This is a genomic window from Microcystis sp. M083S1 (assembly GCF_020246405.1).
Taxonomy (GTDB): domain Bacteria; phylum Cyanobacteriota; class Cyanobacteriia; order Cyanobacteriales; family Microcystaceae; genus Microcystis; species Microcystis aeruginosa_C.
The window spans coordinates 1-20,656 of record NZ_JADBTB010000209.1; the positions used below are offsets into that span (position 1 = coordinate 1).

General features: G+C 43.9%; 18 protein-coding genes, 1 pseudogene and 1 CRISPR repeat array. Of the genes and pseudogenes, 14 read left to right on the forward strand and 5 right to left on the reverse strand.

From position 1 onward, the window contains the following. Positions 1 to 32: 32 nt before the first annotated feature. A CRISPR array of direct repeats spans positions 33 to 643; the repeat unit is 37 nt; unit sequence GTTCCAATTAATCTTAAACCCTATTAGGGATTGAAAC. A gap of 212 nt (positions 644 to 855) precedes the next feature. Next, positions 856 to 1,515 carry an HAD-IA family hydrolase gene (locus IM450_RS19180; protein WP_002800504.1) on the reverse strand — a complete coding sequence of 220 codons (660 nt, stop codon included), beginning with the start codon at positions 1,513 to 1,515 and terminating at the stop codon, positions 856 to 858. A 90-nt stretch (positions 1,516 to 1,605) separates the two neighbouring features. Next, a complete protein-coding gene (locus tag IM450_RS19185; RefSeq protein WP_287671211.1) occupies positions 1,606 to 3,570 on the reverse strand; it encodes an amylo-alpha-1,6-glucosidase in 1,965 nt (654 codons plus the stop codon). Between the two features lie 90 nt (positions 3,571 to 3,660). On the opposite strand from IM450_RS19185, the gene rpmH reads away from it, so the two are divergent. From rpmH to IM450_RS19210, 5 genes are all read left to right on the forward strand, one after another. Then, positions 3,661 to 3,798: a 50S ribosomal protein L34 gene (gene rpmH / locus IM450_RS19190; protein ID WP_002739276.1), complete on the forward strand. Its 138-nt coding sequence runs from the start codon at positions 3,661 to 3,663 to the stop codon at positions 3,796 to 3,798. A 26-nt stretch (positions 3,799 to 3,824) separates the two neighbouring features. Further along, the gene (rnpA, locus tag IM450_RS19195) at positions 3,825 to 4,187 is read left to right on the forward strand and encodes a ribonuclease P protein component (protein WP_002800506.1); all 363 of its coding nucleotides are present in this window, start codon (positions 3,825 to 3,827) and stop codon (positions 4,185 to 4,187) included. After that, positions 4,177 to 4,572: a PH domain-containing protein gene (locus tag IM450_RS19200; protein ID WP_002784373.1), complete on the forward strand. Its 396-nt coding sequence runs from the start codon at positions 4,177 to 4,179 to the stop codon at positions 4,570 to 4,572. The genes rnpA and IM450_RS19200 overlap by 11 nt, the downstream gene beginning before the upstream one ends. 84 nt (positions 4,573 to 4,656) lie before the next feature. Next, positions 4,657 to 5,805, forward strand: coding sequence for a membrane protein insertase YidC (gene yidC / locus IM450_RS19205; protein ID WP_287671208.1), 1,149 nt, complete (start codon positions 4,657 to 4,659; stop codon positions 5,803 to 5,805). Beyond that, positions 5,805 to 6,299 (forward strand): Jag family protein, encoded by a 495-nt coding sequence (locus IM450_RS19210; RefSeq protein WP_002800508.1) that lies wholly within the window; start codon positions 5,805 to 5,807, stop codon positions 6,297 to 6,299. The genes yidC and IM450_RS19210 overlap by 1 nt, the downstream gene beginning before the upstream one ends. A gap of 106 nt (positions 6,300 to 6,405) precedes the next feature. Here the strand turns inward: IM450_RS19210 and IM450_RS19215 are convergent, their stop codons facing one another. Together IM450_RS19215 and grpE are read right to left on the reverse strand one after the other, a co-directional pair. Continuing rightward, complete coding sequence (locus tag IM450_RS19215) at positions 6,406 to 6,804, reverse strand: hypothetical protein (protein WP_287671206.1); 399 nt, start codon at positions 6,802 to 6,804, stop codon at positions 6,406 to 6,408. Between the two features lie 253 nt (positions 6,805 to 7,057). Then, positions 7,058 to 7,780 carry a nucleotide exchange factor GrpE gene (gene grpE, locus IM450_RS19220; RefSeq protein WP_002800511.1) on the reverse strand — a complete coding sequence of 241 codons (723 nt, stop codon included), beginning with the start codon at positions 7,778 to 7,780 and terminating at the stop codon, positions 7,058 to 7,060. 333 nt (positions 7,781 to 8,113) lie between these two features. On the opposite strand from grpE, the gene IM450_RS19225 reads away from it, so the two are divergent. The 4 genes from IM450_RS19225 to IM450_RS19240 all read left to right on the forward strand — a co-directional run bounded on the left by IM450_RS19225 (position 8,114) and on the right by IM450_RS19240 (position 13,415). Next, a complete protein-coding gene (locus IM450_RS19225; protein ID WP_002800513.1) occupies positions 8,114 to 10,126 on the forward strand; it encodes a GspE/PulE family protein in 2,013 nt (670 codons plus the stop codon). A 203-nt stretch (positions 10,127 to 10,329) separates the two neighbouring features. Next, positions 10,330 to 11,436, forward strand: coding sequence for a type IV pilus twitching motility protein PilT (locus IM450_RS19230; protein WP_287671203.1), 1,107 nt, complete (start codon positions 10,330 to 10,332; stop codon positions 11,434 to 11,436). A 119-nt stretch (positions 11,437 to 11,555) separates the two neighbouring features. Beyond that, a complete protein-coding gene (locus tag IM450_RS19235; RefSeq protein ID WP_002800520.1) occupies positions 11,556 to 12,770 on the forward strand; it encodes a type II secretion system F family protein in 1,215 nt (404 codons plus the stop codon). Positions 12,771 to 12,878: 108 nt separating this feature from the next. Beyond that, complete coding sequence (locus IM450_RS19240) at positions 12,879 to 13,415, forward strand: hypothetical protein (protein WP_002800521.1); 537 nt, start codon at positions 12,879 to 12,881, stop codon at positions 13,413 to 13,415. Between the two features lie 309 nt (positions 13,416 to 13,724). On the opposite strand, the gene IM450_RS19245 is transcribed toward IM450_RS19240, so the two are convergent. Next, entirely contained in the window at positions 13,725 to 16,295 is a 2,571-nt protein-coding gene (locus IM450_RS19245; protein ID WP_287671200.1) for a TIGR03960 family B12-binding radical SAM protein, read from the reverse strand. 233 nt (positions 16,296 to 16,528) lie between these two features. Here IM450_RS19245 and IM450_RS19250 point away from each other — a divergent pair, with 233 nt between their 5' ends. The 5 genes and pseudogenes from IM450_RS19250 to IM450_RS19270 all read left to right on the forward strand — a co-directional run. Then, on the forward strand, positions 16,529 to 17,311 hold the full coding sequence (locus IM450_RS19250) for an ABC transporter ATP-binding protein (RefSeq protein ID WP_002800524.1): 783 nt from the start codon (positions 16,529 to 16,531) through the stop codon (positions 17,309 to 17,311). Between the two features lie 46 nt (positions 17,312 to 17,357). Continuing rightward, the gene (locus IM450_RS19255) at positions 17,358 to 18,689 is read left to right on the forward strand and encodes an MlaD family protein (protein ID WP_287671196.1); all 1,332 of its coding nucleotides are present in this window, start codon (positions 17,358 to 17,360) and stop codon (positions 18,687 to 18,689) included. Between the two features lie 107 nt (positions 18,690 to 18,796). Further along, positions 18,797 to 19,900 (forward strand): non-hydrolyzing UDP-N-acetylglucosamine 2-epimerase, encoded by a 1,104-nt coding sequence (gene wecB, locus IM450_RS19260; protein WP_159253566.1) that lies wholly within the window; start codon positions 18,797 to 18,799, stop codon positions 19,898 to 19,900. A gap of 3 nt (positions 19,901 to 19,903) precedes the next feature. Beyond that, positions 19,904 to 20,389 carry a crossover junction endodeoxyribonuclease RuvC gene (locus tag IM450_RS19265; protein ID WP_002763127.1) on the forward strand — a complete coding sequence of 162 codons (486 nt, stop codon included), beginning with the start codon at positions 19,904 to 19,906 and terminating at the stop codon, positions 20,387 to 20,389. 146 nt (positions 20,390 to 20,535) lie between these two features. Continuing rightward, positions 20,536 to 20,656, forward strand: a pseudogene (locus IM450_RS19270) (IS607 family transposase); the annotation flags it as partial.

The window sequence follows — 20,656 nt, forward strand, 5'->3', positions numbered from 1 at the left end:
ATCTTCCATAGTTCCCCCCCCCCTTAAAAGATGTTCCAATTAATCTTAAACCCTATTAGGGATTGAAACAAGGTTATCGGGGTCTTTATTTAGGAATAACGCGTTCCAATTAATCTTAAACCCTATTAGGGATTGAAACTAGCTTCTAAAGCTTCAATCCTTGATAATAGTTCGTTCCAATTAATCTTAAACCCTATTAGGGATTGAAACCAACTATCATCATCCCAACTTAAGATGGGATGATTGTTCCAATTAATCTTAAACCCTATTAGGGATTGAAACTCTGGAGAAATAATGCTCGGTTCGACCGCGTACCGTTCCAATTAATCTTAAACCCTATTAGGGATTGAAACTTTATACACATCTTTGATCCGTAGTTCTAAAGTTTCAGGTTCCAATTAATCTTAAACCCTATTAGGGATTGAAACTCATAGGGGGCAACGTGACCACGACCACCTTTTATAGTTCCAATTAATCTTAAACCCTATTAGGGATTGAAACATCACCCGATCCGATACTTCCATTGACAATTAAAGTTCCAATTAATCTTAAACCCTACTAGGGATTGAAACTTTATCAGATGAAGATGTCAGTATTAAACCAGAAGTTCCAATTAATCTTAAACCCTACTAGGGATTGAAACATCATCGCTATTTTGCCTATAAAGTGGAGGCAGAGTGTGGGGTGTGAGGTGTGGGGTGTAGGGTTTTACCGATAAGAGCCAAAGATAAGTAGTCGTGCAAAATTAATTTCCTAGTGAAGATAGGCAAGAGGCAAGGGGCAAGAGGCAAGAGGTGGTTAGATATGTGTAATTAATTTTGCTTAGGTACTTATTATCCAACAAGGTTTTTAGATTTATTCAGCAGACCCTATTGATCTTTTAATTAAAAATGCTTCCATACCCAAAGCTTTTGCCCCTTGGTAATCCTCTTTTTTACTATCGCCAATATGCCAAGCTTGTGCCGAGGGACAATCATGTTTTTGCAGGGCGATTTGAAAAATTTCAGCATCGGGTTTAGCTGCTCCTGCCTGAGAAGAAATCGTGATCGATCGAAAAAAATACTCTAAGCCTAATTCTGCCAAAACTTGGTAGATACGACTATCAAAATTAGAAATAATGCCCAACTCGATCCCCTGAATCTGCCAGAGTCTTAAAGCGGGAATGACATCCTCGTACAGGACCCAAGGCTCGGCCGTGGCAAAATGATGATAAAGTTCGCCAAAAAAAGCCTCAAAATCGGGAAATCGTTCCAGATAACCTAAATCATTAAAAACTGCCCCAGTCAGCGATCGCCACCAGCGATACTCTAACTGAGGAATTTGTGCCGGTTCAACCTTAGGAAAAGCTAGGGGGGGAGAAGTGGGGAAAATAGCCAAGAAAGACCGTTCTAGAGGCTCGGCCGCCACCTGTACCCCAAAATCCGCCGCTATTTGACTATAAATTGCTCCGACACTGCCTTTTACTCCAAAAAGAGTCCCCACAGCATCGAGAAAAATAACTTGCGGTTTCTGCATGAGAGTTTTGTCTATAACCGTCGAATTGAGGTTTTTAGGGTCGGCCCTTTAGGGGGCCTAACACACCTAACAATTGCTCATTTTAAAGGATTATGGCGTAAATTCTCGGATCGCTTGCCAAACTCTTAATGCCTCTGCCACCGTCCATGCTTGGGCAAAAGCACCCCTAGGGGTAAAAGGGGCATTACCATCGAAAATTTCACTTAAATTACCGATACAGCTATCCTGAAGATGGTCGATCATCGGTGTTAAAAAACTCTCAGCTAGAATGGGATCGCGATAGACTTTCAGATGGGCCTCGATAAATGCCCCTAATAACCATCCCCAGACTGTCCCCTGATGGTAGGCACTATCTCTTTTTAAGCGATCGCCAGTGTAAACGCCACGGTAATCAGGATGATCGGCATCTAGCGATCGCAAACCGCGAGAAGTCAACAATTTTAAAGCACAAATATCGACAATAGCCCTTTTCTGTGAGGAATTTAATAACTCCTCCACCGACAAAGACACGGCAAAAAGTTGATTCGGTCGTAAACTGGCATCATTACCCTTGTCCGTATCCAAAACATCGTAACAATACCCCAGAGAATCATCCCAGAAGCGAGAAAACCCTTTTAAGGTCATTTTTCTCATTTTTTCGTAATCAGTGGCATCCATGCCCAAATAATGGGCAAATTGAACCATTATTTTGAGGGCATTGAACCAAAGGGCATTAATTTCTACGGGTTTGCCGATGCGGGGAGTAATCACCCGATCATCAACTTTGGCATCCATCCAAGTCAATTGTACTCCCGCTTCGCCGGCATAGATCAAACCATCGTCATCTAGGTGAATATTGTAGCGAGTACCGCGACGAAACCAAGCGATCACTTCCTTTAAAGCGGGATAAATAGTTCTGAGAAACTCAAAATCTTGGCTTTGGTTAAAATAGGAACGAATGGCTTCAAAATACCAAAGAATAGCATCGACAGCGTTATATTCGGGCATTTCTCCCCCATCGGGCAGTAAATTCGGCAATAAACCCCGGTCTAGATAACGGGAAAAAGTTAGTAAAATCTGACGGGCGATCGCAGGTCGGACTGTAGTCAAAGTTAATCCTCTTAGGGAGATCATCGTATCGCGACCCCAATCACCAAACCAAGGATAACCCGCGATGATCGTTTTGCCGTCCGGTTGATCCCGGAGAGGACGACTAACGATAAACTGGTCGGCAGCGAGGGTAAGTTGTTGAATCCATTCGGGCTGCTGGGGATTAATCAGACTATTTTCGTAGCGATAGCGAGACTCTAGAGAAGATTGACCGTCTAAATTCGGATCGGGACGGGTACTAGCGGCAATTGTCACCGATTCTCCTAGTTTGAGAGTAGCCGAAAAACTAGCCCCATGGAGATGATTTTCCCGATCGATTAAACCACGATAACGTTCCACGGCCAAATCAAAGCGATAATACCAGATATGAGCGGGAAAAACCTGTCCCTGACTGATTAATAGATAAAAAGGTACAGCATGGTTATATGCAATCACCCTCACTCCTTTTTCCAGAGGACTAATAGCCATTTGCCAGTTAAAACTCTGGGTATTGCCGTGAAAATCACGATAATTGACAAAAGCAGTCAGATTGAGAGTTAGGGGAGAATTGCCACGACGGTAGGTATAGTGAGTATAGGTGGTATTTTCTCCCTGTTCCATCCAAATGCGCTTTTCTAGTAAGGCATCCCCGCAGGTAAAAGTCCAGACGGGAATTGTGCCTTCCAGATGAAAACTTTCGATATTAATATAGCCTTGCGGTTCGATCGTAGCACCTAACCAGCGATTGCTGGCCAGATGATAAATTTTCTGGTTATATTGTACCGATTCATCGATTTTAGTCACAAGAAGCGTTCTTTTCGTCGGTGGAGCCAAAGCAGCGATCAACAGGCCATGATAACAGCGAGTTAGCAATCCGGCCACAGTTCCCGCAGCAAAACCCCCAATACCATTAGTGACTAACCATTCCCGCTTTTCAGCCACCGGGAGACAATTACAGATATCTCGACCGAAACGGAGCTTGACCATGGGCTTCCCAATTCCTAGTAATTTTGTTATAATTGAAAATTGTGTCTTTATATCTATAGAGTAACTCTATCTTAAGGAGGAAAATCGGCAGTGAGTAAACGTACTTTAGAAGGAACCACGCGCAAACAGAAGCGCACTTCCGGATTTAGAGCGAGAATGCGTAGCGTCAACGGACGCAAAGTAATTAAAGCTCGTCGGAAAAGAGGGCGCTATCGTTTAAGTGTTTAGGTTATTCTGGGAACCGACTAATTTTCGTGGGACTACCCCAAGTTCATCGCTTAAAACATCGACAGGATTTTCAAGCTGTCTATGGAAAAGGGAGGCGTTATCACGGTTCCCACTTAACCTTAATTAGTTTAGAGGATTCTTGCCCAGATGCCCCCGGCCCCAGTCGTTTTGGTATCTCGATTAGCAAGAAAGTTAGTAAAAAAGCGGTGGTTCGTAATCGACTAAAACGGCAAATGCGAGCGGTAATTCGGCAGTTATTGCCAGAAATAGCGGCAGGATGGCGAGGGATAATCATTATCCGTCCCGAGGCGATCGAGTGCAATTATGAACATTTTTTGCGAGAATTAAAGCAGTTGTTAGTGAAGGCCAATATAATTCATGGGCATTAAAGAAGAAACTTTTTATGAAGGGGGTCCGCACATCGGCGACCTAATCATCAATATACTGCTAGGATTTACGGTGATTTGTTTACCTTTGACCGTTGGGGCAGTAGTACGGGCAATCTGGTTAAGATATAAGATAACTGATCGGCGGATTTCGATCACCGGGGGTTGGATGGGACGCGATCGCACGGATATTATCTATTCAGAAGTGGCAAAAGTGGCAAAAATGCCGAGAGGAATTGGTGTTTGGGGGGATATTGTCGTAACTCTCAAGGATAGAAGTCGTTTAGAAATGCGCGCGATGCCGAAATTCCGGGAAATTCATGACTATATTGCCGAAAGAGTCGCCGATAAAACCGGTCGTCCCCTAGAATCGATCATCAGTCAATAAAACAAAATAATCGATCGCCGCGATTCGATAAATTAGATTTGTCAAAGTGAACCCCCATTAAACGAGAAGGCATAGATTAAACCCATGGATTTTGGAGTCGGATTTATTTCCACAAATATCATGTTGCCAATCCTAGATTTTTTCTTTCGGATTGTGCATAGTTACGGTTTCGCCATCATTGCTTTAACGCTAGTGGTGAGATTTGCCGTCTTTCCCCTCAGCGCCGGCCAGATTCGCAATATGAGAAAAATGCGAATCACTCAACCCTTGATGAAGGAAAGACAGGCAGAAATTCAACAACGCTACAAAAATGACCCCCAAAAACAACAGGAGGAAATGGGCAAATTAATGCAGGAGTTGGGCAATCCCCTAGCCGGTTGTTTACCCCTGTTATTACAAATGCCGATTCTTTTGGCTTTATTTGCGACGCTGCGGGGTTCCCCTTTCTCGGATATTAACTATACCGTCGATTTACAAGTGCTGCCAAGCGAACAAATCGCCCTCGTGCAGCGCCAACCCTATGCCACCAAACCCCAAAACGTCTATATTGACGAGTCTCTCCACTATCCCATTACCGCTTTTTTACCCCAAGGCAATAAAATCGCCCCGGGAGAACAGGTAAAAATCGACCTGCAAAACGACCAGGGCAAGTCTTTGGGGCAATTAGCCACGGAATCACCCGAAAATAACCTAAAACCCACCTACGAGGTGGTTAAAGGTCAAGAACTGGTGCAAGTTAATGAAGACGGTTCCATCGTCGCTTTAGCCCCCGGAGATGCCAGTATTAAAGTTATCGTGCCGGGGATTGCCGCTAATACGGGTTTTCTCTTTATTGAGGCCCTGGGAAGAATTGGGGCAACCGGTGCGAATGGTGAAATTCACTGGGATATCTTGGCGATGGTGATCGCTTTCGGTATTAGTATCTATGTTAACCAAGAGTTATCCGGTGCCGGCGCACCTTCGGGGGGGGCAGCTCAACAACAGCAAACGGTGAATAAAATCACCCCGATAATTTTTAGTATGATGTTCCTGTTTTTCCCCTTACCGGCCGGGGTATTGATGTATATCTTAACCGCGAACATCTTCCAAACTATTCAAACGGTGATTTTGATGCGGGAACCGTTACCAGAAAACCTGCAAAAATTGGTAGCGGAACAGGAAAAAACGGAAAAAACCCGCGATGCTCTCCCCTTTGAAAAACGTTCTAGCAAGAAAAAGGAAAAAACATCGTAATGAGTATATGGGAGCAAAATAGCGAGAAAGCTAAACAATGGCTGGAAAAACTGCTAAAGTTGATGGCCATGCCCGCAGATGTCCAGATTGGTGTGCAGGAATTGGGAACTGGACCTTCCTCCTGTTGGTTAATTATTGATAGCAGTCAATTGAGTCCCCAACAACTGGAACTTCTCCTCGCTAACAAGGGTGAGGGACTCGATGCGATTCAATCCCTAGCTAATACGATTCTGAATATTGGTGTCGAGTCGGCAGAACATCAGTTCTATATTGTCGAAATCAATGGCTATCGTCAACAAAGACAGGCAGAACTTTTCGACTGGGTTAATCAAGCGGCAACGCAAGTGCGGCAAACAGGACAGGAAATAGAATTAAAAGCCCTATCTTCGGCGGAACGTCGCCAAATCCATGCCTTTTTTCAGGAAGAAAACGATTTAACCACGGAAAGTCGCGGCGTGGAACCCGATCGCCGGTTAGTAATTCGTTTAAAATAAGACCAAAGGGTGGGGTAAAACCTGCCCTCTTTTTTATTTTAGGCTTTAGTCTTCTTGCTCACTCTAAAATTGAGTTGAGAATTACCACAGCCATGGAGATATAAAATCAGAAAATACGACCACCTCGACGGTTGGGAGCTAAACCACGATTACTGGGTGTAAAGCAGTAGGCATCGCGATTGATTCGTCGAATATTCTCTTGTAAAAATCGATCACAATTGCCCTCTGGAACGATAATTGTTTGATAGAGCGATTTTCCCGATAGATTACTATAGTAAGGAATCCAAAGAATACCCAGATTTTGAAATCCATATTTGAAGTGTAGTTCTTCCCCGCGTTTCTTTGCTTCCTGTTCGGTCTTCCAAGCTGACTCGGCAATTACTCGCAGACCTTCAAAATCGGCACTGTGCCAGTCAAGACGTGGAGCAGCGAAAACCTCACCGAAAAATGTACTCGAAAATGCCATGGACATCATCAATAAAGTGATTTCTTTTCTGATATTCACCAAAAATTGATAACTGAAATATTTTTTATTTTAACCTCAGTTCGAGATAAGCCGAAACCCTAATTTTACCGTAGCCAGTCAGCCCTATTCTTTCCTGAAAGTCATGGCAAAATCTGCTTAACCCGAACTGACGTTAAATAGGTCAAGAGAGAAAAAGTCTCTGAGCGGGGATGGGGGATAGGGGATAGCGGGGGAATACAGACCCTACCGGCTAATACCTAACCCTCAAACCAGTTTAATCCCCATCGGGATTTTAGACCGATTCCTGGGATGGAATGGAAGTGGCTTCGGACTGATCAGCGTTAGGATCCGCCTCTTTGGGGGCGGCCACTTTTACCAAAGCATGACGCAAAACCTGTTCTCCGAGAGTGTATCCCCGCACTAACTGCTCCACCACTGTGCCTTCGGGATGTTCATCGGTGTACTGCCGCATCATCGCTTCGTGGTAGCTGGGATCAAAGGGTTGACCTTCCGGACGCATGGGGGAAACGCCTAAACGCTTGAGACTGTCCACTAAGGTTTTATAGACCCCTTGGTAACTCTTGTGAATACCCATCTCGCCATCATTAGCCGGTTTAATTTGAGTACGGGCGCGCTCAAAATTATCCACCACGTCAAGAATTTCCATCAGGGTTTTGCCCTTGGTTTTTGTTTCCAGTTCCTCTTTTTCTTTCTCTGTGCGTTTGCGAAAATTGTCGAACTCGGCCGCTAGACTGATATAGCGTTTCTTATAAGCATCAACCTGTTGGGTTTGCTCCTCTAACTGCTGCTTGAGAGTGTCGATTTCCTCTTGTAGAAAATCGATAGTCATTCCGCCTACGAGGGAAAATTCCTCGCTAGAGGCGGCCTTGTCCGTCACCGTTTTGGCCTCATCGGTGACACTGGTTTCTGATTCGTTGGCAAGAGATTCAGGGGAATTAGAAAAGGATTCTTGGTTTTCTTCGAAAATTGCTGAGGTATTTGGTTCTGCACTCATGGTATACAATTATAGTGGGGAATTTGGCAATATATGACCATTTACTGCTAATTTTGGTCTTTAAGTACCAGCTAATAATCAAGGTTTAACCCTTAATGTAACATTTTGTGGACAATATCCGTAACTAGATATATAGTAGGTTTCATCAGAATGAGGTATGGGCAAGGGGCTTAAACCCCTTGTTGGCAAAACTTGTCGATACCTCAGTAACGTGAAAAGCACGATAGGCAGCCCGGATAAATAATCAGTGATCTAGAAAAATTTTTGCTAGAATGCAATTTTCTCAGTAAAATTGGAAAGATTAAAGGGTAGTGGAGAGGTTAGGAATCGTCTATGACATTTTCTTCCAAGAAAACCCGTGCTGTTGCCCTACGCAATTACTTTTCCCCCTTTGGTAACAAGTTGGTGCAGTCGGGCTATATCGGTGCCGAGCAAATGCAACAGGCCCTAGTGGAAACACGGAAATCGGGAGGATCGTTAGTAGAAATATTACAAAAACTAACCGGGCGACCTTTGCCCCCAGATTTACAGCGACAGTATAAGAAAAACCAGTTATTTGAACTAAAAATTCTCTACGGAGTCGAATCTATCGACCCCGAATTGAGCGATGTGGATGGACTGGAAATAGCCAGGCTGATCGATTCTTTGATTCCGATCGATCTTTGTCGTCGCTATCGTCTCATCCCCCTGCGTCGAATCGAAGGAGAGCCGGCTTCAATTTTGATAGCGATGGTCGATCCCGACAACCTAGAGGCTACGGACGATATTAATCGTATCCTCCGCCCCAGGGAGTTAAGTTTACAGCGTTTAGTGATTACCAGCGAAGATTATGAAAGATTACTGGAAAAATTCCACTGGGCCCAACCGGAACTAGAAAGGGAAAAAGCCAGACTCGAAAAAGAAAAAGAACTGGAAAAACTCTCGGATATCACCGATATTGTCGCCAGTATTGAGGTGGTCTCTGGTGCTGACGATGAAGTGGCCGATGATCTCGGAGAAGGAGACGCTAATCAAGCCCCCGTCATCAACCTGGTCAATAAAATTCTAGCTAAAGCCCTACAGGAAGGGACTTCCGATATTCACATCGAACCCCAAGAAGAATTCCTGAAAATTCGCTTTCGCAAAGATGGAGTTCTTCATCAAGCTTTTGATCCACTGCCGAAAAGAATTACCCCGGCGGTTACAGCCCGTTTTAAAATCATGGCCGAACTCGATATCGCCGAACGTCGTCTTCCCCAAGATGGTAAAATTCGGCGGATTTATCAAGGGCGGAAAGTGGATTTTCGGGTTAATACCCTGCCCAGTCGCTACGGGGAAAAAGTCTGTTTACGGATTCTCGATAACTCGTCTACCCAGTTGGGTTTAGATAAACTAATCACCGATCAAAAGACCCTGCAAATCGTCCGAGACTTGGCCAGTCATCCCTTTGGTCTGTTGCTGGTGACGGGCCCCACCGGTTCGGGGAAATCCACCACTTTATACTCGGTGTTAGCGGAAAGAAATCACCCTGGGGTCAATATCAGTACCGCCGAAGATCCGATCGAATATTCTCTACCAGGCATCACCCAGGTGCAGGTAATTCGCGAAAAAGGCATGGATTTCGCCTCGATTCTGCGGGCATTCATGCGACAAGACCCGGATGTGATTCTGGTGGGAGAAACTAGGGACAAGGAAACGGCTAAAACAGCGATCGAGGCCGCCTTAACTGGTCACTTGGTCTTAACTACCCTACACACCAACGATGCCGCAGGTGCGATCGCTCGTCTCGATGAGATGGGGGTTGAAACGTTTATGATCTCTGGTTCTCTGTTGGGAGTTTTGGCCCAGCGTCTGATGCGGCGCGTCTGTACCGAGTGTCGAGTCGCCTATCACCCCACCCAAGAGGAATTGGCCCGTTTTGGTCTTTCCGCCGCCAATGAACAGGAAGTGACCTTTTATAGGGCTAATACCCTGACCATAGAGGAAATTCAACAGGCGCGAAGAGAGGGCAATCTCTGCGTCAAGTGCAACGGCAGCGGTTATAAAGGTCGCATCGGTGTCTATGAGGTAATGCAGAATAGTGAACGACTACAGCAATTAATTAACCAAGGGGCAACCACCGATCGCATTAAGGAGGCGGCCGTCGATGAGGGCATGGTGACACTCCTAGCCTACAGTTTAAATCTGGTGCGCGAGGGTTACACCACCCTCGAAGAAGTGGAACGGGTGACATTTAGCGATTCTGGTCTGGAAGCGGAATTAAAAGCTAAACGGAAAAGCGGTTTAATCTGTAGTGGTTGTCGCGCCGAACTACAACCAGAATGGCTCGATTGTCCCTATTGTATGAGACCGCGATTTAGTGGTTAAGACAGTTTTTCAGTGATCAGTGATCAGGGAACTCCGGAACAGGCAAAAGTATTATGAATTTGTCTCCTGACGGAAAAGAGGGTGTGGGGTGTGGGGTGTAGGGAAAGAAACCTCTTTCACCTGTGGGGGTGAAAATTTTTTCATCGGGACTGGCTCCTATCCCCTTTTCAGTTTTCACTTTATAGATAGATGGAGTTTAACTTATGGACTTAATGATCGAAGATTTAATGGAACAATTGGTCGAGATGGGCGGTTCCGATATGCACATTCAGTCCCGTGCGCCGGTCTATTTTCGCATTAGTGGCAAACTCACCCCGATTAATGAAGAATCTTTAACCCCGCAAGATTGTCAGAAATTGATTTTTAGTATGCTCAATAATAGTCAAATAAAAGAGTTAGAGCAGAATTGGGAATTAGACTGTTCCTATGGGGTGAAAGGATTAGCAAGATTTAGGATCAATGTTTATAAAGAAAGGGGAGCTTATGCAGCTTGTTTACGCGCTTTGTCCTCTAAAATTCCTAACTTTGAACAATTAAATTTACCAGAAGTAGTCCGAGAATTATCGGAAAGACCGAGGGGATTAATTCTCGTAACTGGACAAACAGGTTCAGGTAAAACTACCACTTTAGCATCAATTTTAGACTTAATTAATCGGACTAGGTCTGAACACATTTTAACTGTAGAAGACCCAATTGAATATGTTTTTCCTAATATAAAAAGCCTGTTTCACCAACGACAAAAAGGAGAAGATACCAAGAGTTTTGCTAACGCATTAAAAGCAGCTTTACGCGAAGATCCTGATATTATCCTTGTGGGAGAAATGCGGGATTTAGAAACAATTAGTTTGGCAATTACGGCGGCGGAAACCGGTCACTTAGTCTTCGGAACCCTACATACTAGCTCGGCAGCGGGAACAGTCGATCGGATTATTGACGTTTTCCCCGCTAACCAACAGTCACAAATTCGCTCCATGTTATCCAATTCTTTACTAGCAGTTTTTAGTCAAACCCTAGTCAGGAAAAAAAATCCTAAACCGGGGGAATTTGCCCGGGCAATGGTACAGGAAATCATGGTGGTAACTCCAGCGATCGCTAACCTAATTCGCGAAGGAAAAGCCCCCCAAGTTTACTCAGCAATTCAAACAGGAATGAAGCTAGGAATGCAAACTATGGAACAGGGATTAGCTAATTTAGTTGTTAGCGGTGTTATATCCTTTGAAGAGGCGATTTCTAAAAGTAGTAAACCCGATGAATTACAACGTCTTGTCGCTGGGTCCAGTGCTAACGCCAAAACTAAAGCCCGGATTTAATAACAAATCCTGTGTAAAAGGGATAGGAGAGTGGGAAATGGGAAGTTTTTTTAGTAAACAGTGAACTGATAACTGATAACTGATAACTGATAACTGATAACTGATAACTGATTTGTCCTATGCCTACTTTCGTCGCACAAGTTAAGAGCAGCTCTGGAAAAGTTTTCCAAGAGAAAGTTGAAGCTATGTCTCCCGATCATGCCCGAATGATGCTGAAGGCGAAATATGCTGCCGTCGGTAAAATCAAAAAAGCGGGAGGAGAGATCGATCTTTCTGGTTTAGAGTTGATGTTTGCCAAGATTTCCATCAAAGATAAAGCGGTTTTTTCCCGTCAATTTTCGGTAATGATTAATGCTGGTGTGCCGATTGTGAGATGTTTGGGAGTTTTGGGGGATCAATCCGGTAATCCCAAGATGAGAAAAGCACTACAAGCGATTAGTGCTGACGTACAGCAAGGCAGTCCGTTATCGCAAGCGATGGCCAAACATACGGAATGTTTTGATGAACTTTATATCAGTATGATCGAAGCTGGAGAGATGGGGGGGGTACTCGATGAAGTGCTGCTCCGTCTCTCGAAACTTTTGGAAGATATGGCCCGCTTGAAAAACCAGATTAAATCAGCAATGACCTATCCGGTAGCGGTGGGAATTTTGGCGGTAATTGTGTTTTTCGGGATGACGATCTTTTTAATTCCCGTGTTTGCGAAAATTTTCACCGATTTGAAGGTGCCACTACCAGCTTTAACGCAATTTATGCTCTTTTTAAGTGGTGTGATGCGTAGTTGGTTGATTTTAATTCCGATTGTCACCATTCCTGCCACGGTTTTTTTACTGCGTCGCTATTACAAAACCCCGATGGGTCGTCTGCAAATTGACCAGTTTTTCCTTAAAATGCCTCTTTTTGGTGATTTGAATGAAAAATCGGCTGTGGCTAGATTTTGCCGGGTTTTTGGGACTCTAACGCGTTCTGGTGTCCCGATTTTAAGTTCCCTTGATATCGTTTGTAATACGGTGGGTAATCAGGTAATTGCCAATGCGATCATCGGTGCCAAGGAGGAAATTCAGCAGGGGGGAATGATGAGTTTAGCCATACAAAAAGCCAATGTTTTCCCAGCTTTGGCCATTCAAATGATTAGTATTGGTGAGGAAACGGGAGAATTAGATGCCATGATGATGAAAGTGGCGGATTTCTACGAAGATGAGGTGGAACAGGCCGTTAAAGCTTTAACCAGTATCATTGAACCCTTGATGATGGTCGGTATTGCCGGGATAGTGGGAACTATTCTTCTGTCTATGTACTTGCCCATGTTTAAAATCTTCGATGCCTTGGGATAAGTTTATCAGTGATCAGTGATCAGTGATCACTGATCACTAACTATTGCCAGTAGCTGGAAATCAGCAAGATTTGAATTTTCATCTCCTTTTACTTGATTAGGTGAATCTGTGTCTTACGAAACTTTATTAGCGGAATATAGCTGTCGTCAGGGGGCGATCGAATTATTGCGACAATATCGCCCTTATTTAGGGTTAATTCCTAGTATGCGTCGTCCGGAAGAGAGTTTAATTACTATTCCCTTGCCCTTGGTCAGAACTCGTCCATCTTCTGCCCTTGAATCTAGAAAGACGGTACAATTAGCCTGCGATTTGGCTATTCTGATGTGTGATCCAGAATGGAAAATTAAATTAGGTTCAGAAATCCTGATTTTTATCCATCGTCCGGGGGAAGATTTTTCTGATTTGTTGAAACGCTGGCGCGAAACCCAAATATGTTTAGATAAAGAATATGAATGGTTAATGCCCCCCAGAGAACAACATATGTTTAGTGAAGGTGCAGAAACAATTCATCCTTTATTTGTGGTTTTTGATCAAACGGCCGAGAGAATAAAAAAGGGTTTAAGAGGGGCTTTTTTACCGATGGTTGTTCAAAATTATCGGCCAGCTTTGATTGATGATTGCTTAGAATTAGTCGATCAAGATTAGTTGACTCTCTGGGGGGGCATCTCATTTTTGTAAATCTACTAATTTGGGATTTTTCAGGGGAAACTCTCTGCTAAAGTCGGGCGTTACTTTCGGTTTTATCACTCAATCCAAGCTTTTGGGGGGTAGAACCCCCCAAACCCCCCGCGCATTAGGTTAACTGTGAGATGCTTACACGCGATTGTTCATATTTTTGTACTAATTTAAGAGTCACTGATAATTGCTGATTGTCGGTATTTCTGCAAATGTGGGATGCAGCCTCTCTGGGGTTAGTCAGGAAAATAGAGAGTCAAGGGGAACAGTTTACAATGGTTAAGCCCCTAAAATCAAGCGCTGACGATGGCAATTAAGCAGCGAAATTTCCTGCCCAGAAACCCTTTCTAACATCTCGACGATATGATCAGGCTGTAGTAAAGTGCCATCATTGCGACAACTGCCCACATAGCACAAAACGGCTTGTTTGTCAACAGTTTTTAACTCTAATTCATATAATTGTTCTCGCAGATTAATCGTGACTTTTTTGCCGGATTTGGTGGTTTTTTCCCGTTCCATCACCGTTGCTTGCTTAATTGCCTCGAGCCAATTTTGCCACTGTTGGCAGTCAATTCCCTCGCTATTAAAAGTGAGCAAATACTCGGCTTTTTCTAACAAACGGGTGGCAGCGGGGGCATTTAAGGGAATTTCTTCCACCTGATAAACTGGCAAATCTGCGGGTAATTGTGCGCTTAATTGCTGTTTAAACCTCTCTAAATCCATCACTTTTGTCAATTCAAAATCGACAATCTCACCGCTACTGGTTGCTCCCAAGGATAAGGCATTAGCGATCGAAATGCGCGGACCGGGGTGAAATCCACCGGTAAAGGAAATGGGAATGGCAGCGCGACGGACGACGCGATCAAATAAACGCACCAGATCCAAGTGGCTAACTAGGGCCATTTCGCCAATTTTGCCAAACCAAACCCGAATTCTTTGGGCGCGTTCTTGATTGGGTTGAAAATGTCCGGCAAAAGCGGGAATCGGGGGCGCTTCAATGACGATATTATGACCAAAATCGACGCTACAAACGCCACAATGGGAACAACCCTCAAAAGAACAATCGGGGACAGTTGCCGCGTCTAGGGCGCGTTTTAAGTCCTCCTCTAGCCATTTTTTATCGATACCGGTATCGAGATGATCCCAGGGCAAAGGACGCTCTAAAATATCTTTGTCTGCATCGGCAAAAATATGCCATTCTCCCTGTTCTATCTGACGATATTTCCAAGTTAAACCGGATTCTTCGATCGCCTGTGACCATGCTTGATAGGCTTTTTCTGTATTATCCCACCAAGCATCCATCCCGGCTCCCAATTGCCAAGCGCGCAGCACCACTTTCCCTAAACTTCTGTCACCGCGACCGATAAAATCTTCCATGGCCGAGATGCGGACATCGGTATAATTGACTTTTACCCCTCTCATGCCTTGGAATTCCTGTCTTAATAACTCCTGTTTGCGGATAAATTCGGCCGTGGAGACGGAATGCCACTGGAAGGGGGTATGGGGTTTAGGCGTAAAATTCGAGATAGTTAGGGTAAAATCGAGGGGTTTCCGCTTCGGTAAACGGCATTCCCGACGTAACCAACGCACCGTTTCCACGATACCAATCACATCCACATCGGTTTCCCCCGGCAAACCGATCATAAAATAGAGTTTGACCTTATCCCAACCCTGTTCGACGGCAGTTTTTATCCCTCTGAGTAATTCTTCGTTGGTTAACCCTTTGTTAATCACATCGCGCATCCGTTGGGTTCCCGCTTCCGGTGCAAAGGTTAAACCCGATTGACGATTGCCCCCAATTATGTTAGCAATATTTTCGTCAAAGCGATCGACTCTTTGACTGGGTAAGGATAGAGATATATTCTCATTCTGGAGACGGTTTTTAATCTCCATACCCACGGCAGGTAAAGCTAGATAATCGGAGCAACTGAGAGATAATAAAGAAAATTCGTTATATCCTGTCGCTCGCATTCCTTTTTCAATCGATTCGATTACTGCTTCCGGTTGCACATCCCGCGCAGGACGGGTTAACATCCCCGGTTGACAGAAACGACATCCCCGAGTGCAACCGCGACGAATTTCCACCACTAGGCGATCGTGAACCGTTTCCACGAAGGGAACTAAACCGATAGAATAGGCTGGGATAGGAGTGGCTACCCGGCGTAAAATTCTTTTCGGTACATCGTCACGATTGGGGATAACTGCACCGATTGGGGTGACATCGTAGAAACGCGGCACATATACCCCCGGAATTTGGGCTAAATCTAGTAATAGTTCTTCTTTGCTTAGATTAGCTAGTTTACCTTCTTCTAAAATTAAACCGATTTCTGGCAATAATTCTTCGCCATCACCAAGGGCGATAAAATCAAAAAAGTCGGCATAGGGTTCGGGGTTAGAGGTGGCAGTTTGTCCCCCGGCAAAAATTAGCGGATAGTTACCCGAGTCTCTTGCTCTCCAAGTCAAGGGAATTGCCGCTAGGTCGAGCATTTCTAAAATATTGGTGGCTCCTAGCTCATAACTGAGACTAAAACCCAGAATATCAAAATCGGTGAGGCAACGACGGGATTCTAGGGCAAATAAGGGGGTTTTTGTCTGTTTGAGTTTTTGGGCTAAATCCGGTGCGGGTAAATAAGTGCGATCGCAGAGTTGGCGGGGTTGAGCATTGAGGATATTGTAGAGGATAATATGGCCGAGGTTAGATGCCCCCACTTCGTACACTTCCGGATAGGTTAACACCCAACGAACCACAGCACTTGCCCATTCTTTATGTTTAGCGCCTAACTCGTTGCCCAAATAACGCGCCGGTCGAAAAATGTCGGGGGTAAGCAGTTGGTCTAAAGCAATAGTCACGGCAATCTACCTCAGATATCGTCAGCAATGGGTGCTTTTCTACTATAGCAGCCAGAATCGAGTCGGGAGGCAGGAGACTCCGAGACAGGAGACACGAGATTATGTTTATTTGTTCTCCCCACACCCCACACCCCACTTCCTAATTCATAATTCATAATTCATAATTTCCACTTCCCCATCTCCCTAAAATTCCAGAGGTTATAAGATAATTAAGCGACATTAATCTTGATTTCATGAAAGAACCGTTAATTGAATTGAGAGGAGTATCGAAAAGATTCGGGGATAATGTTATTCTCGATGGTTTAGATTTAACCATTTATCGAGGGGAGGCCCTGGTAATTATCGGGCCGTCGGGAACGGGAAAATCGACGGTTTTACGGTTAATTGCGGGATTAACGGGGATAAATGGCGGAGAAATTCGTATTAAAGGTCAATTGCGTCAGGGATTGCTAGAAGATGGTCGAGAAGCGATGCGAACTTCCTTAGTTTTTCAACAAACGGCCCTGTTTGATTCTCTCACCGTCGGGGAAAATGTCGGTTTTTATCTTTATGAACAAACTAAGTTAAAAAAAGCCAGAATTAGGGAATTAGTGGAAAAAAGCCTGGAAATGGTCGGTTTACAGGGAATTAGTGACCTTTATCCTTCGGAACTATCGGGGGGAATGCGTAAACGGGTGGCTTTTGCCCGCGCTATTATCACTAATCCCGATAATCCGGCCGATAATCCCGAATTACTGCTGTATGATGAACCTACCGCCGGATTAGACCCGATAGCTTCCACAATTATCGAGGATCTAGTGCGGACTCTCCATGAAAAATCAGGGTCTGCGAACACTTATGTGATGGTTTCTCACCAACAAAGTACCATCCGACGCACCGCCGATCGAGTAGTATTTCTCTATCAGGGAAAAGTGCAATGGCAGGGAGTAGTGGCAGATATCGATCGTACCGATCATCCCATGATCCGACAATTTTTTAGCGCCAGCATTGAAGGCCCGATTAGGACAATCGTTTAAGCTAGATTAAGCTAAATTAAGAACTATCGAGAATGAGAGAAAAATCATGCAGAGTTCGCGAGCTTTACGGGAAGGAAGACTGGGTTTATTTGCCCTAGGCGGATTATTGGTCTTTGGGGCGCTCGCTATCTGGGTTCGCGGGGGGGGATTTGGTCAAAGAACCTATCAATTAATCTTCGAGTTTGCCGACGTGGAAGGGTTACAAGTCGGGGCACCGGTGCGTTTTCGCGGGGTGAGAGTGGGAAGAATTACGAGTTTTATCCCGGGGAGTAATCAAGTGGAAGTTATTGCCGAAATCGCTTCTGCTACCTTAGTTATGCCTAGGAAGGTAACTGTTACTACCAATCTTTCCGGATTAATTGGGGAGGCAGCTATCGATATCACTCCCTTAGTTTCTTTAAGTGCTGAGGCCAAAAATCTCGACCCTCTGGGTCCCGACTGTGATCAACAGTTAATTCTCTGTAATAATACTCGTTTACAGGGGACAACAGGAACACAATTAATGTCTAGTGTTGGTCGTTTAGTGGATACTTTTACCAGTCCTGAATTTGTGGGTAATCTCAATGATGTCACCAAAAATACCGCTATAGCAGCTCAAAAAATCGCCCGTTTATCCGATGATACCTCTCAGACTATCCGTAATGCCCAAAGAGAAATCTCTCGTCTATCTTTGGAATTAGCGGCCACCAGTCGCTCGGTCACTAATACGGCTAATAATGCCTCACGTTTTATCAATACTTTAGATAATACCGTTCAGGAAAATCGCAGTCAAATCAGCAGGACTTTTCAACAATCCTCCCAATTAGTCGCTAATCTCAATGCTGTTCTCAGCGAAAATCGGGGACAAATTGTTAATACTCTCGATAATATTAATCAAGCTAGTTTAGGCATTGGTAGTCTCGCCAATAATCTCAATAATACCGCCCTGAGGTTGAATGCTGGTTTAGATGAAATTGATACTAAACAAGTCATGCAAAATATCGAGACTATTTTGAATAATGCGGTGGAAACATCAAATAATTTACGAGAAATTACTAAAACTCTTAACGATCCTGCTACAATAGTCGTGCTGCAAAAAACTCTCGAATCCGCTAGGGTGACTTTTGAAAATACTCAAAAAATCACCTCCGATATCGATGAGTTAATCGGTGATCCCCAATTTCGCGAGAATTTAAGACGTTTAATCGATGGCTTAAGTAATCTGCTTTCTTCCGGGGAACAATTAGAATATAATTTGCGTATCGCTCAAACTTTAGATACCATGACTCAAGAGTTAGCTAAACAAAAAGTTTTGACCATCTCTCGACCTTTAAATCCTAAGCAAATGCAACTCTATCCCCAATTTATCGTTCAACAACCACCCACGAGTGAAAAATGACAAAACAGCACAATTCAAGCGATTTTCAGTGAACAGTAATCAGTGAACTGAAAACTCACATCTGATAACTGATAACTGATAACTGATAACTGATAACTGATAATAATATGTCGAAATCAATTTGTATTACTCTTGGAACTCGTCCCGAAGCGATTAAATTAGCTCCCGTTATTCGTGCTTTTCAAGAATCGGAACAGTTTCAAACCCATGTAATTCTGACGGGACAGCATAAAGAAATGGTAGCGCAGGTGATGGAATTATTTGCTTTAAAAGCAGATGAAAATCTCGATATTATGCAAACCCGTCAAACCTTAACTGATATTACTTGCCGCAGTTTACGCGGTTTAGAAACAGTTTTTGAGCGCATAAAACCAGATTTAATTATTGTGCAAGGTGATACTACCACGGCTTTTGCTGCTGCTTTAGCGGCTTTTTATCAACAAATTCCTATCGCCCATGTAGAGGCAGGATTAAGAACTAATGATATCTATAATCCCTATCCCGAAGAAGCTAATCGCCGCCTAATTTCTCAACTGACTACCCTACATTTTGCTCCCACTACTTTAGCCGTGGAAAATTTACAAAAATCTGGGGTGACGGGAAATATTCACCACACCGGTAATACAGTTATTGATGCTTTATTAACCGTAGCCAAAACCGCGCCAGAATGTCAAATTGCGGGCTTAAATTGGTCAGATTATCGGGTTTTATTAGCCACGGTTCACCGCCGGGAAAATTGGGGCGAACCCTTACAGGATATTATCAAAGGATTCACTTTGTTGTTAGAAAAATATACCGATACAGCCCTATTATTACCCCTCCATCGCAATCCCACCGTCCGAGAACCAATACAGTCCGCTTTGGGCAATCATCCCAGGGTATTTTTAACTGAACCTCTCGATTATGCCGAGTTAGTGGGGGCGATTCAACGCTGTTATTTATTATTAACTGATTCTGGGGGCATTCAAGAAGAAGCCCCTAGTTTAGGAAAACCGGTTTTAGTATTGCGAGAAACCACGGAAAGACCGGAAGCAGTACAAGCGGGAACAGCGAAATTAATTGGTACTAATCCAGAGCAAATTTTAGCACAAGCGGGAGAATTATTAGGGGATAAAATCGCCTATGATCGTATGGCTAATGCAATTAATCCTTTTGGAGATGGACAAGCATCCCAAAGAATCCTCCAAATCGTCCAAGATTTTTTGGCTTAATCTATGACTACTTGGTTGGGTATCGACCCCGGATTAGCGATTGTCGGTTGGGCTATTCTCCGGGATAATAGTGAGTTAATGCCGATTTTAGTCGATTACGGCACGATCGAAACTTCTAAAAATCTTTCTACTGCCCAGCGTTTGATTGAAATTGAACGGGATTTAAAGGAGTTAATCGCAGAATATAAACCGGGGGAAATTGCCGTGGAAATGCCCTTTTTTAACCGGCAAATCAAGGCAGCCGGTGGAGTCCTGCAAGCATTGGGAATTATCAATCTGGTTAGCTGCCGTGATGGGGGAATTGAACCGATTTTCCTCCATCAAGCTAGTTGGAAATGTCATCTAGGCCATGGTAGGGCCACTAAAGCTGAGGTGGCCGAACAAATTAAGTATTTATTCGGATTGACAAAAATGCCTATTAATGATGCTGTAGATGCTATAGCGATCGCATACGCCGCTTTTAGTGGCGTTCGCAATCAAATCTCTTGAAGCAATTTGACCCAATTGGTCAAAAAATTTAGCTGACAACTAAAAGCCATCTTTGGATTTAGTATTGTAAAGTTTTGTAAAAAATATATGCAAATGACTGCAAACAACTGCTAATATGGTTAGTGTAAGTTTACATTGCAGTTCACATGAAACTATCAGATTATGCTAAGAAAAAAGGGATCAGTTATGACACTGCTTGGAGAATGTGGAATCGAGGGCAGTTACAAGGAGAACGTCTTCCTACAGGAACAATTATTATTTTTGAAG

Excerpts from the sequence above, each read along its gene's own strand:
- IM450_RS19265 (WP_002763127.1), top strand. The coding sequence starts at position 19,904 with ATGACTACTTGGTTGGGTATCGACCCCGGATTAGCGATTGTCGGTTGG.
- IM450_RS19210 (WP_002800508.1), top strand. The coding sequence starts at position 5,805 with ATGAGTATATGGGAGCAAAATAGCGAGAAAGCTAAACAATGGCTGGAA.
- wecB (WP_159253566.1), top strand. The coding sequence starts at position 18,797 with ATGTCGAAATCAATTTGTATTACTCTTGGAACTCGTCCCGAAGCGATT.
- yidC (WP_287671208.1), top strand. The coding sequence starts at position 4,657 with ATGGATTTTGGAGTCGGATTTATTTCCACAAATATCATGTTGCCAATC.
- IM450_RS19255 (WP_287671196.1), top strand. The coding sequence starts at position 17,358 with ATGCAGAGTTCGCGAGCTTTACGGGAAGGAAGACTGGGTTTATTTGCC.
- IM450_RS19200 (WP_002784373.1), top strand. The coding sequence starts at position 4,177 with ATGGGCATTAAAGAAGAAACTTTTTATGAAGGGGGTCCGCACATCGGC.
- IM450_RS19230 (WP_287671203.1), top strand. The coding sequence starts at position 10,330 with ATGGACTTAATGATCGAAGATTTAATGGAACAATTGGTCGAGATGGGC.
- IM450_RS19180 (WP_002800504.1), bottom strand. The coding sequence starts at position 1,515 with ATGCAGAAACCGCAAGTTATTTTTCTCGATGCTGTGGGGACTCTTTTT.
- IM450_RS19235 (WP_002800520.1), top strand. The coding sequence starts at position 11,556 with ATGCCTACTTTCGTCGCACAAGTTAAGAGCAGCTCTGGAAAAGTTTTC.
- IM450_RS19250 (WP_002800524.1), top strand. The coding sequence starts at position 16,529 with ATGAAAGAACCGTTAATTGAATTGAGAGGAGTATCGAAAAGATTCGGG.
- grpE (WP_002800511.1), bottom strand. The coding sequence starts at position 7,780 with ATGAGTGCAGAACCAAATACCTCAGCAATTTTCGAAGAAAACCAAGAA.
- IM450_RS19225 (WP_002800513.1), top strand. The coding sequence starts at position 8,114 with ATGACATTTTCTTCCAAGAAAACCCGTGCTGTTGCCCTACGCAATTAC.
- IM450_RS19185 (WP_287671211.1), bottom strand. The coding sequence starts at position 3,570 with ATGGTCAAGCTCCGTTTCGGTCGAGATATCTGTAATTGTCTCCCGGTG.